At 75.5% G+C, this 13,955-nt stretch carries 1 pseudogene; it reads left to right on the top strand.

Features of this window, described 5'->3' with window-relative positions:
* Window positions 1–42 precede the first annotated feature (42 nt).
* Window positions 43–13,953, top strand: a pseudogene (locus ABTZ91_RS08750) (amino acid adenylation domain-containing protein); the annotation flags it as partial.
* Window positions 13,954–13,955: the final 2 nt, after the last annotated feature.

Genomic DNA, 13,955 nt, shown 5'->3' with positions numbered 1-13,955 from the left:
GTGAGCAGAGGAAGCACCGTGATCCCGGTTTCGTACGCACAACAGCGTCTCTGGCTGATCGACCAGATCGAAGGGCCGACCGCGCTCTACAACCTGCCGTTCGCGGTCCGTCTGCGCGGCACGCTCGACATCGCGGCCCTGCGCGCCGCGACGGCGGACGTGGTCGCCCGGCACGAAGCCCTGCGCACGGTGTTCCCGGTGGACGAGGGCGTTCCGGTGCAGCGGATCCTGCCGTCCGCGGAGGCGGAGACCGCCTTCGAGACGGTGGACTGCGCACCGGAGGAGTACCCCGCCCTGCGGGACCGGGCCGCCGCCCGCACCTTCGACCTGAGCACCGAGACGCCCCTCCGGGTCACGGTCTTCTCGCTCACCCCCGCCGCCTCTCCAGGCTCCGGTCTCTCGGCACCGGCCCCCGCCGCCCCGTCCGGCTCCGGTCTCTCGGCACCGGCCCTCGCCGTCCCGTCCGGCTCCGGTCCCTCGGCACCGGCCCCCGCCGTCACGCCCGGATCCCTGCCCCCGGCCCCGGCCCCGGCCCCCGCCGAGCACGTGCTGCTCCTCGTGCTCCACCACATCGCCGGCGACGGCTGGTCGCTCGGCCCGCTCCTTCGTGACCTCGCCACCGCCTACGCCGCCCGCCTGGACGGCCGTGCCCCCGACTGGGAGCCGCTGCCGGTCCAGTACGCCGACTACACCCTCTGGCAGCGCGAACTGCTCGGCGAGGACACCGACCCCGACAGCCTGATGGCCCGCCAACTCGCCTACTGGCGCGAGACGCTGGCCGGACTGCCGGAGGAGCTGGAGCTCCCGGTGGACCGTCCACGCCCGCCCGCCCCGACCGGGGCCGCCGACGCCGTGTCGTTCGCGTACGGCCCCGAACTGCACACCGCCCTCGCGGAATTGGCCCGCCGGCACCGCACCACCCTGTTCTCCGTCCTCCAGGCCGGCCTCGCCGCCCTCTTCACCCGGCTCGGCGCCGGCACCGACATCCCCCTCGGCACCGGTGTGGCCGGCCGCTCCGACGAGGCCCTGAACGACCTGGTCGGCTTCTTCGTCAACACCCTGGTGCTGCGCACCGACACCTCCGGCGACCCCTCCTTCGCCACCCTCGTCGGCCGGGCCAGGGAAGCCCAGCTCGACGCCTTCGCCCACCAGGACGTGCCCTTCGAACGGCTGGTCGAGGAGGTCAACCCGGCCCGCGCCCTCGGCCGCCACCCGCTGTTCCAGACCCTGCTCGTCCTGCAGAACCACGAGGAGGGAGAACTCGGCCTGCCCGGCCTGGAGTCGGCACCCGAGGAACTCGGCCTGCGTGTGGCCAAGTTCGACCTGAACATCGGCATCACCGAGCGGCACACCCCCGACGGCACCCCGGCCGGCCTCAGCGGATCGGCCGAGTACGCGGCCGACCTCTACGACCGCGCCACCGTCACCACCCTCTTCGCCCGCCTCGGCCGGCTCCTCACCGCCGCGGCGGCCGACCCCGACGCGCCGATCGGCACCCTCGACATCCTCACCCCCGAGGAGCACCGGCGCCTGAGCGGCGAGTGGAACGCCACCTCCGCACCCGTACCGGCCGGCTCGCTGCCGGAGCTCTTCGAGGCCCAGGCCGCCCGCACCCCCGACGCCGTCGCCCTCGCCCACGACGGCGGCACCGTCTCCTACGCCGAGCTCGACACCCGCGCCAACCGCCTCGCCCACCACCTCGTCGCCTCCGGCGTCGGCCCGGAGTCCCCGGTCGCCCTGCTGATGGAACGCTCGGTCGACCTGGTCGTCGCCACCCTCGCCGTCCTCAAGGCCGGCGGCTGCTACGTCCCCCTGCACGCGAGCCTGCCGCCCGAGCGGATGGCCGCCCTGCTCGCCGACACCGCCGCGCCCGTCCTGATCACCGACCGCGCCGACCCCGGCTTCCCGCACACCGCCGTCGTGGTCCGCCCCGGCGACGAGGCCGATGCCCCGGCCCACGCCCCCGGCCTGCCCGTCCACCCCGACCGGCTCGCCTACGTGATGTTCACCTCCGGCTCCACCGGCACCCCCAAGGGCGTCGCCGTCCGCCACCGCGACGTGGTCGACCTCGCCGCCGACCGCCGCTGGAAGGACGGACGGCACGAACGGATCCTGCTGCACTCCCCGCACGCCTTCGACGCCGCCACCTACGAGCTGTGGACGCCGCTGCTGTCCGGCGGCACCGTCGTCGTCGCCCCGCCCGGCGGCCTGGACGCCGCCGCCCTGCACGCCGTGGTCACCCGGCACGAGGTCACCGCCGTCTTCCTCACCAAGGCGCTCTTCGACCTGGTCGCCGAGCAGAGCCCGGAGACCTTCCGCGCCCTGCGGACCGTCTGCACCGGCGGCGAAGCCGCCTCCGCCACCCTCATGCGCCGCGTCCTCGACCACTGCCCCGACCTGCTCCTCGCCCACGTGTACGGGCCCACCGAGGCCACCACCTTCGCCACCCACCACCCCCTCGCCCCGGCCGACCTGACCGGCCCCCGGCCCCCCATCGGCGGCCCCCTCGACAACATGCGCGCCCACGTCCTCGACGCCCGGCTGCGGCCCGTGCCGCCCGGCGTCCCCGGCGAGCTGTACGTGGCCGGGGCGGGCCTCGCCCGCGGCTACTGGCGCAGGGCCGCGCTGACCGCCGAGCGGTTCGTCGCCGACCCGTACGCGAGGGGGCAGCGGATGTACCGCACCGGCGACCTGGTCCGGCGCCGGGCCGACGGCGCGATCGAGTTCCTCGGCCGGATCGACGGCCAGGTCAAACTGCGCGGCTTCCGCATCGAGCCCGGCGAGATCGAGGCCGTGCTCTCCCGCCACCCCGCCGTCCGCCAGGTCATCGTGATCCCTCGCGAGGACCGCCCCGGCGACACCCGCCTCGTCGGCTACTGCGCGGTCCTCGACTCCGTACGCGAGGAGAACCCCGAACTCGCCGCCGAGCTCAAGTACTTCGCCGCCGACACCCTGCCCGGCTACATGGTCCCCTCCGCCGTGGTCGTGCTGCCGGCGCTGCCCCTCAACGCCAACGGCAAGGTCGACCGGCGCGCCCTGCCCGCCCCCGACCTCGGCGCCGACTCCACCGGCCGCGCCCCGCGCGACGAACGCGAGCGCGCCCTGTGCGCGCTCTTCGGCGAGATCCTCGGCATCGACGACATCACCATCGACGACGACTTCTTCGAACTCGGCGGCCACTCCCTCCTCGCCACCCGCCTGGTCGGCAAGGCGCGCACCGAACTCGGCGCCGAACTCGCCATCGGTGACCTCTTCCAGGCCCCGACCGTCGCCGCCCTCGCCGCCCGCCTCGCCACCGACCCGGCACGGCCCGCACTGCGCCCCGAGCCCCGGCCCGAGCGGCTGCCGCTCTCCTTCGCGCAGCGCCGGCTGTGGTTCCTCGGCCAGGCCGAGGGCCCCTCCGCCACGTACAACGTCACCCTCGCCCTCCGCCTGACCGGTCCCCTCGACGCGGCCGCCCTGGAAGCCGCGCTCGGCGACGTCGTCGCCCGCCACGAGGCCCTGCGCACCGTCTTCGGCGAGCACGACGGCGTCCCCTTCCAGCGGGTCCTGACCGCCCCTCCGGCGCCGCTGCTCACCCTCACCGACCGGCCCGTGCGGGAGCTGGTCGGCCACACCTTCGACCTGGCCGCCGACATCCCCCTGCACGCCTACCTGCGCCCCGAGCCGTCCGCGTCCCCGTACGGGCCCGACGAGCACGTCCTGCTCCTGGTGATGCACCACATCGCCAGCGACGGCTGGTCCCTGCGGCCGCTCTTCCGCGACCTCGCCGAGGCCTACACCGCCCGGCTCGGCGGCGAGCGGCCGGTGTGGGAGCCGCTGCCCGTCCAGTACGCCGACTACACCCTCTGGCAGCACCGGCTGCTCGGCGACGAGGACGACCAGGAGAGTGCGGGCGCCCGCCAGCTCGCGTACTGGCGCGAGGCCCTGGACGGGCTGCCCGACGAGCTGCCGCTCCCGCTCGACCGGCCGCGTCCTGCGGTCGCCACCCACCGGGGCGACGTCGTCCCGCTGGACCTGGACGCCGACCTGCACGCGCGCCTCGCCGACCTGGCCGCCGCCCACGGCGTCACCCTCTTCATGGTGCTCCAGGCCGCCTACGCCACCCTGCTGCACCGCTTCGGCGCGGGCGACGACCTCCCGATCGGCACCCCGCTGGCCGGCCGCCTCGACCCGGCCCTCGACGAACTCGTCGGCTTCTTCGCCAACACCCTGGTGCTGCGCACCGATCTCACCGGCCGGCCCAGCTTCGCCGAACTCCTCGCCCGGGTCCGCGAAGCCGATCTGGCCGCGTACGCCCACCAGGACGTGCCGTTCGAGCGGCTCGTCGAGGAGCTCAACCCCGCCCGCACGCTCGCCCGGCACCCGCTGTTCCAGGTGATGATCGCCTTCGACAACACCGCCGGCGGCGGCCCCGAACTCCCCGGCACCCGCACCGCGTACGAGCCGCTGGGCCTGCCCACCACCGCCTTCGACCTCACCCTCAACCTCTCCGAGCGCCACCACCCCGACGGCAGCCCGGCCGGCATCGAGGGCGGCCTGGAGTTCGCCACCGACCTGTTCGACCGGACCACCGCCGAACGGCTCGCCGACGCCCTGCCGCGCCTGCTCGCCCAGGCCGCCGACGACCCCCACCAGCCGGTCGCCGCGCTCGACGTCCTCGGCGAGACCGGCCGCGCCGCGCTGGCCGCATGGCACGACACCGCCCGCCCCGGCCCCGACCCGCTCGTCCCGGACGCCTTCACCGACCAGGCGACCACCACCCCCGACGAGATCGCCCTCGTCTTCGGGGAGGCGCGGCTCACGTACGCGGAGCTGGAGGCGCGCGCCAACCGGCTGGCGCATGGGCTGGTCGCCGCCGGTGTGGGTGCGGAGGACGTGGTGGCGCTGGCGCTGCCGCGCTCCGTGGAGTCGGTGGTGGCGGTGCTCGGTGTGCTGAAGGCGGGGGCGGCGTTCCTGCCGCTGGACGCGGAGTATCCGAGGGACCGGACGGCCCACATGCTCGCGGACGCCCGTCCGGCGGCCGTGCTGACCGTGCCTTCCTGGCCGTTGCCGGAGGTCCTGGAGGGTCTGAACGTCCTGGACGCGGGGGAGGGGGCCTGGGCCGGGCAGCCCGTCGAGGCGCCGCCCGTACGGATCGACCCGTCGCACGCCGCGTACGTGATCTACACCTCCGGCTCCACGGGCCGCCCCAAGGGCGTCGTCGTCACCCACGGCGCACTCGCCGACCTCCTCGCCTTCCACCGCGGCGAGACCGTCGCCGCCGCCCGTAAGGCCCGCCCGGGGCGCCGGTTCCGGTTCGCCCAGACCGCCTCGCTCTCCTTCGACACGGCCCTCGAATCCCTGCTGTGGATGGTCGCGGGCCAGGAACTCCACCTGCTCGACGACGACGTCCGCCGCGACGCCGCCGCGATCGTCCGTCACGCCGAGCACACCGGCGCCGACGTCCTCGACGTCACCCCCGGCCAGGCCGAGCGGCTGGTCGAGGAGGGCCTGCTCGACCGCTGCCCGCCCACCCTCCTGATGGTCGGCGGCGAGGCCCTCGGCCAGAGCCTCTGGACGACGCTCAGCGCCGCCCCCGACACCGTCGTGCTCAACATGTACGGTCCCACCGAGTGCACCGTCGACGCGCTGTACCACCGCCTGTCCGGCGATTCGCGCCCGCTCGTCGGCCGCCCGCTGCCCAACCTCCGCGCCCACGTCCTGGACAGCGCTCTGCGGCCCGTACCGCCCGGCGTCCCGGGCGAGCTGTACCTCAGCGGCGCCGGCCTCGCCCGCGGCTACCTCGGCCGCCCCGCCCTGACCGCCGAGCGCTTCGTCGCCGACCCGCACATGCCGGGGGAGCGGATGTACCGCACCGGCGACCTCGTCCGGCGCCGCCCCGACGGCCTGGTCGAGTACCTCGGCCGCACCGACCACCAGGTGAAGGTGCGCGGCTTCCGCATCGAGCCCGGCGAGATCGAGACCGTCCTGACCGCCCACCCCGACGTCCTCCAGGCCGCGGTGCTGCCCCACACCGACGCCACGGACGGCGCGGCCGGCACCCGGCTGGCCGCCTACGTCGTCGCACACACCCCGCTCGACCCGGCCGCGCTGCGCGCCCACACCGTCGCCACTCTGCCCGACTACATGGTCCCCGCGGCCTTCGTGACCCTCGACGCCCTGCCGCTCACCGCCAACGGCAAGCTCGACCGGTCCGCGCTGCCCGCCCCCGACTTCGCGGCGGCCGGCGGCACCGGCAGGCCGGCCCGTACCGCCCACGAGGAGATCCTCTGCGGTCTGATCGGCGAGGTGCTCGGCGTGACCGGGCCGGTCTCGGCCGACGACGACTTCTTCGCCCTCGGCGGCCACTCGCTCCTCGCCACCCGGCTGCTCAGCCGGGTCCGCGCCACGCTCGGCGCCGAACTCGGCATCCGGGACGTCTTCGAGGCGCCGACGGCCGCCGGTCTGGCCCAGCGCCTCGACGCCGCCCGCGCCCGGCTCGCCCTGACCGCAGGAGAGCGGCCGGAAAGGCTGCCGCTCTCCTCCGCCCAGCGGCGGCTCTGGCTCATCGACCGCATGGAAGGGCCGAGCGCCCTCTACAACATGCCGCTCGCGCTGCGCCTCACCGGCCCGCTGGACCCCGCCGCGCTCGAACGCGCCCTCGGCGACCTGGCCGCACGCCACGAGATCCTGCGCACCGTGATCGCCGAGCACGACGGCGAACCCCACCAGCTGGTCCTCGCCCCCGCCGACGCCGCACCGCCCGTCGAACGCCGTGACTGCGCCCCCGAGTCGGTGGACGCCGAGGTCGACCGGGCCGCCCGCCGCTCCTTCGACCTGGCTGCCGAACCGCCCGTACGGGTCACCCTGCTGCGGGTCGCCCCCGAGGAGCACGTCCTTGTCGTCGCCCTGCACCACATCGTCGGGGACGGCTGGTCGATGGGACCGCTGCTGTGCGACCTGGCCGCCGCCTACACGGCCCGCCGGGACGGCCACGCGCCCGCGTGGGAGCCGCTGCCCGTCCAGTACGCCGACTACGCGCTCTGGCAGCGCGAGCTGCTGGGCGACGAGGACGACCAGGAGAGCCTGGTCTCCCGCCAGCTCGCCTACTGGCGCGACACCCTCGCCGGCCTCCCGGAGGAGCTCGCGCTTCCCGTCGACCGGCCGCGCGGCGTCCGGGCCGACCACCGGGGCGACCGGGTCGCCCTGGCCATCGGTCCCGAACTGCACCGCGCCCTGGTCGACGTGAGCCGCGACAACCGGGTCACCCTGTTCATGACCTTCCAGGCGGCCCTCGCCGCGCTGCTCACCCGGCTCGGCGCCGGCACCGACATCCCGATCGGCTCCGTGGTCGCCGGTCGCTCGGACGAGGCCCTGGACGACCTGGTCGGCTTCTTCGTCAACACCCTGGTGCTGCGCACCGACACCTCGGGCGACCCGACCTTCGCCGAACTCCTCGGGAGAGTCCGGGAGACCGGCCTCGGGGCCTACGCCCACCAGGACGTCCCCTTCGAGCGGCTCGTCGAGGAACTCAACCCGGCCCGCTCGCTCGCCCGGCACCCGCTCTTTCAGGTCGCGATGGTCCTCCAGTCCAACGCCGGGGCCGATCCGGCGCTCGCCGGACTGCGCGCGGAGGCCCTTCCGGCGGACACCGGGGTCGCGAAGTTCGACCTCAACGTGACGCTGGAGGAGTTCTTCGGCCCGGACGGCACACCCGCCGGCCTGGACTGCGCGATCGACTTCGCCACCGACCTGTTCGACCGGGAGACCGTCGAGTCCCTCGCCGCCCGCTTCGGCCGCCTGCTCGCGGCGGTGACCGCCCGGCCCGACCAGCGGATCGGCCGCGCCGAGCTGCTGACCGAGGACGAGCGCACCGCCCTCCTCGGCGGCCACCGCCCGCTGCCCGCCGAACTGCCGCTCGTACCGGCCGCCTTCGCGGCCCAGGCGGCGGCCACGCCTGATCTGACGGCCCTGGTCTTCGGGGAGGCGCGGCTCACGTACGCGGAGCTGGAGGCGCGCGCCAACCGGCTGGCCCATGGCCTGGTCGCCTCGGGTGTGGGCGCGGAGGACGTGGTGGCGCTGGCGCTGCCCCGCTCTGTGGAGTCGGTGGTGGCGGTGCTCGGCGTCCTGAAGGCGGGGGCGGCGTTCCTGCCGCTCGACGCGGAGTATCCGAGGGAGCGGACGGCCCACATGCTGGCCGACGCCCGTCCGGCGGCCGTGCTCACCGTGTCCGCCTGGCCGTTGCCGGAGGTGGTGGAGGGTCTGACCGTCCTGGACGCGGGGGAGGGGGCCTGGGCCGGGCAGCCCGCCGAGGCCCCGCCCGTACGGATCGACCCGTCGCACGCCGCGTACGTGATCTACACCTCCGGCTCCACGGGCCGCCCCAAGGGCGTCGTCATCAGCCACCGCTCGATCGCCGGCCTGCTCGCCGTCCACCAGGCGGAGACCTTCGCCGGGCCCCAGCGGGCACACGGCCGGATGCGTGCCGCGCTGACCGCGTCGCTCTGCTTCGACGCCTCCTGGAACAGCCTGCTGTGGATGGTCGCCGGCCACGAACTGCACCTCATCGGCGACGACCTGCGCCGCGACCCCGCCGCCCTGGTCCACCACCTCCGTACGACCGGCGTCGACGCCGTCCAGTTCACCCCCACCTACGCCGAACAGCTCATCGCCGAAGGACTGTTGGAGGCCCCCGCGCCACGCGTCGTCCTGCTCGGCGGCGAGGCGGTCGGCCCGTCCCTGTGGACCCGGCTGCGCGAGGCCCCCGCGACCACCGGCCACAACCTCTACGGCCCCACCGAGTGCACCGTCGACACCCTGCTCCAGGCGTACGCCGACACGGAACGCCCCACGCTGGGCCGCACCGTGCCCGGCACCCGCGCCTACGTCCTGGACGAGCACCTGAACCCCGCGCCCGCCGGGGTCCCCGGCGAGCTGTACCTGGCCGGGGACAGCCTGGCCCGCGGCTACATCGGCCGGCCGGCGCTCACCGCCGAGCGGTTCGTCGCCGACCCGTACGCGCCGGGGGAGCGGATGTACCGCACCGGAGACCTGGTCCGCCGCACCCGCGACGGCCGCATCGACTACCTGGGCCGCACCGACCACCAGGTCAAGATCCGCGGCTTCCGGATCGAGCCCGCCGAGATCGAGGCCGTCCTCACCGCCCACCCGGCCGTCCACCAGGCCGTCGTCACCCCGCACGAGAGCGCCGACGGCGACCGTCGCCTGGTCGCCCACTGCGCGGTCACCGCCCCGGGCGTCGAACTCGCCCTGGAGCTCAGGCGGTTCGCGGCGGACAGCCTGCCCGCGCACATGGTGCCCTCGGCGGTCGTCACCCTCGACGCGCTGCCGCTGACCGGCAGCGGCAAGGTCGACCGGCGCGCCCTGTCCGCCCCCGACTTCCAGCTCTTCGCCGGCGGCCGGGCCGCCCGTACGGCACGAGAGGAGATCCTCTGCGGTCTGTTCGGCGAGGTGCTCGGCGTGACCGGGCCGGTCTCGGCCGACGACGACTTCTTCGCCCTCGGCGGGCACTCCCTGCTCGCCATGAAGCTGGTCAGCCGGGTCCGCACGGTCTTCGCGGCCGAGATCGGTGTCCGGGACGTCTTCGAGGCGCCGACCGTGGCCGGACTGGCCCAGCGCCTCGACGCCGCCGCGGCCGGCGGATCCGGAGCAGGCGCCGCCGGGGCCCGGCCCGCGCTCACCGCCGGCGAGCGGCCGGACACCCTTCCGCTCTCCTTCGCCCAGCGGCGGCTCTGGCTGATCGACCGCATGGAAGGCCCCAGCGCCCTCTACAACCTCCCGCTCGCCCTGCGCGTCACCGGCCCGCTCGACCCGGACGCCCTCCAACGCGCTCTCGACGACCTGGCCGTACGACACGAGATCCTGCGCACCGTCATCGAGGAGCACGACGGCGAACCCCGGCAGCGGATCGTCCCGCCGGGCGACGCCCGCATCCTCCTCGACCGCCGCACCACCCCGCCCGCCGACCCCGCGACCGCCCTGGCCGAGTGCGCCGCCCGCCCCTTCGACCTGGCCGGCGACCTTCCCTTCCGCGCCCACCTCCTGCCGCTCACGGGCGACGGCGACACCGACCGGCACCTGCTCGTCCTCGTCCTGCATCACATCGCGGGCGACGGCTGGTCCATGGACCCGCTCCTGCGCGACCTGGTCGCCGCCTACGCCGCCCGCCGCGACGGCGCGGAACCCGACTGGCAGCCGCTGCCCGTCCAGTACGCCGACTACGCGCTCTGGCAGCGCGAGCTGCTGGGCGACGAGGACGACCAGGAGAGCCTGGTCTCCCGGCAGCTCGCCTACTGGCGCGACGCCCTGGCGGGTCTCCCCGAGGAGCTGTCGCTCCCGCTGGACCGCCCCCGGCGCGCCGACAGCGGACACCGCGGCGACCGGGTCGTCCTCCCGCTCGGCGCCGAACTGCACCGCGCGCTGGTCGCGTTGTCCCGCGAGCACCGGGTCACGATGTTCATGACCCTGCAGGCCGGGCTGGCCGCTCTGCTCACCCGGCTCGGCGCCGGCACCGACATCCCGATCGGCTCCGTGGCCGCCGGACGCTCGGACGAGGCCCTGGACGACCTGGTCGGCTTCTTCGTCAACACGCTCGTGCTGCGCACCGACACCTTGGGCGACCCGACCTTCACCGACCTGCTCCACCGCGTCCGGGAGACCCAGCTCGACGCCCACGCTCACCAGGACGTCCCCTTCGAGCGGCTCGTCGAGGAGCTCAACCCGGCCCGCTCGCTCGCCCGCCACCCGCTCTTCCAGGTGATGCTGCTGCTCCAGGGCGGCGGGCGGGGCGGTGGCCAGGGCGGTGGCCAGGTGAATGGCCAGGCCGGTGGTCAGGTCAGTGGCCAGGGCGGTCGCCGGGCCGGTGGGCCGGGCGCCGCCGGAGAGGCGCCGCTCGACCTGGCAGGCCTCCCCGCCACCGTCGAACCGGTCGGCGGACACGTCGCCAAGTTCGACCTCTCCATCGCCATGGGCGAGTCCTTCGACACCGACGGTGCGCCCGCCGGCCTCGAATGCGCCATCGACTTCGCCACCGACCTCTTCGACCGCGAGACCGTCGAGTCCCTCGCGGTCCGACTGGGCCGCCTGCTGACGGCGGCCGCCGCCCGACCCGACCACCCCATCGGCCGGATCGACCTGCTCTCCACCGCCGAGCACGCGGAACTCACCCGCCCCGGAGCCCCCTTGCCGGCGGACGTCCCGCTGCTGCCCGCCGCCTTCGAGGCCCAGGCGGCCCGTACCCCCGACGCGACCGCCCTGGTCGCCGGAAGCACCCGGCTCACCTGGGCCGAGCTGAACGACCGGGCCAACCGCCTCGCGCACCGCCTGGTCGCCGCCGGCGCGGGACCCGAGTCGGTGATCGCCCTCGCCCTGCCGCGCTCCGCGGAGAGCGTGATCGCCCTGCTCGCCGTGCTCAAGTCCGGCGCGGCCTCCCTCCCGCTCGACGCCGAGCACCCGGCCGACCGGACCGCCGCCATGCTGGCCGACGCCGCCCCCACCATGGTCGTCACCGGCGACGGCTGGCCCCGGCCCGAACTGCTGACCGGCCTGCCCGTCCTGCCCATGGCCATGACGTACGGGGAGAGCGGCCCCGCACCCCTGACGACCGCCACCCAGGCGTACGGGGAGAGCGGCCCCCACAGCCTCCTGGCCACCCGCCCCGCCGGCGAGGGAAGCGGCCCCGACACCCTCCCGGCCACCGCCCCCGCCGGCGAGGGAAGCGGCCCCGACACCCTCCCGGCCACCACCCCCGCCGGCGAGGGAAGCGGCCCGGTGTCCGGCAACCCGCCGCTCCGCGCCACCGCCGGTGACGCCGCCTACGTGATCTACACCTCCGGCTCCACCGGCCGCCCCAAGGGCGTCGTGGTGAGCCACGGTTCGATCGCCGCGCTCCTCGCCTCCCACCGCTCCCCGAGCGGCCCGATCGGCGCCACCGAGCTCCGGCACGGCAGCCGCCCGCGGCGCGTCGCGCTCACCGCCTCGCTCTGCTTCGACGCCTCCTGGGACGGCCTGCTCTGGCTGATCGCCGGCCACGAACTGCACCTCGTCGGCGACGAGGTCCGCCGCGACGCCGCCGCACTCGTCCGGCACGTACGGCAGGAGGCGATCGACGTCCTGGAGGTCACCCCCTCGTACGCCGAACAGCTCATCGAGGAGGGCCTGTTGGAGGACCCCGCGCCCCAGGTCGTCCTGCTCGGCGGCGAGGCGGTCGGCCCGTCGCTCTGGACCCGGCTGCGCGAGGCCCCGGCCACCACCGGCCACAACCTCTACGGCCCCACCGAGTGCACCGTCGACGCGCTCACCCGGCCGTTCGCCGCCGGCGAGCGCCCGGCCCTCGGCCGCACCGTGCTCGGCACCCGCGCCTACGTCCTGGACGAGCACCTGAACCCCGCGCCCGCCGGGGTCCCCGGCGAGCTGTACCTGGCCGGAGCCGGCCTCGCCCGCGGCTACCTCGGCCGGCCGGCGCTCACCGCCGAGCGGTTCGTCGCCGACCCGTACGCGCCGGGGGAGCGGATGTACCGCACCGGAGACCTGGTCCGCCGCACCCGTGACGGTGACTTCGACTACCTGGGCCGCACCGACCAGCAGGTCAAGATCCGCGGCTTCCGTATCGAGCCCGGCGAGATCGAGCACGTGCTCACCCGCCATCCCCGCGTCCTCGCCGCCACCGTGACCGCTCACGAGGAGGAGGGCGGCACCGCCGGCCCCCGGCTCGTCGCCCATGTCGTGGCGGACGGCCCGCTCGACCCGGCCGAACTGCGCGCCTTCGCGGCCGAGTCACTGCCCGGCTACATGCTTCCGGCCGCCGTCGTCCCGATCGACGCGCTGCCCCTGACCCCCAGCGGCAAGGTCGACCGGCGCGCCCTCCCCGCCCCCGACTTCCCCGCCGCGACCGCCGGCCGCGCACCCCGCACGCCGCACGAGGAACTGCTCTGCGGCCTCTTCGCCGAGGTCCTGGGCCTTCCCGGCCCGGTCTCCGTCGACGACGGTTTCTTCGACCTCGGCGGGCACTCGCTGCTCGCGATGAAGCTGCTCGGCCGGATCCGTACCGCACTCGGCGCCGACCTCGGCATGCGGGCGCTCTTCGACGCCCCGACCGTGGCGTCCCTGGCCCGGCGCCTCACCCTCCCCCCGGACACGAGCGAGAGCGCCCCCGACAGCCCCGACTTCCCCGGCAGCCCCGGCACCCCCAGCGCCCTCGACGTGCTCCTCCCGCTGCGCGAGGGGGGCACCAAGGCCCCGCTGTTCTGCGTCCACCCCGCCGCCGGCATCAGCTGGGTCTACTCCGGACTGCTGCGCCACCTGAACCCGGACCGCCCGGTCCACGGCCTCCAGGCCCGCGGCCTGCTCGGCGGCGGCTCCCCGGCCTCCGTCAGCGAGATCGCCGAGGACTACGTACGGCAGATCCGCGCCGTCCAGCCCGAAGGGCCGTACCACCTGCTCGGCTGGTCCTTCGGCGCGGTGGTCGCCCAGGCGATGGCCGTGGCCCTCGACGCGGCGGGCCAGGAGGTCGCCCTGCTCGCGCTGCTCGACGGCCTGCCCGCCGACCCCGTCCGTCACGGCGCCGCCGGCGACCCGCCCACCGACGCCCCCGACGCCCCCGTCGACACCCTCGCCGAACTGCTCGTCTCCCTCGGCCACGATCCCGCCGACGGGCAGGGCCAGGCCGCCCTCGCCGCACTCCTCGGCGAAGCCGCCGGCATCCTGCCCGACGTCTTCGACCAGCACCGCAAGCTGATGGCCGAGCACGTGCCCGACCGCTACCGGGGCGACGCCGTCTTCTTCGGCGCCACCCTCGACAAGCCCGCCGACTGGCCCTACGGGACGGCCTGGCGCCCGTACGTCGACGGCCGCGTCGAGGAGCACCGCATCCCCTGCACACACGGCGCCATGACGCGACCGGAGCCGCTCGCCCGGATCGCCGCCGTGCTGGCCGAGAAGCTTGGAGAGTGACC

Origin of the sequence: Streptomyces sp. NPDC126499, from assembly GCF_040302485.1 — a bacterium.
In the GTDB taxonomy this organism is placed as follows: Bacteria; Actinomycetota; Actinomycetes; order Streptomycetales; family Streptomycetaceae; genus Streptomyces.
Note: the sequence above shows the minus strand (reverse complement) of the source record. Positions and strands in the feature narration are given on the sequence as shown.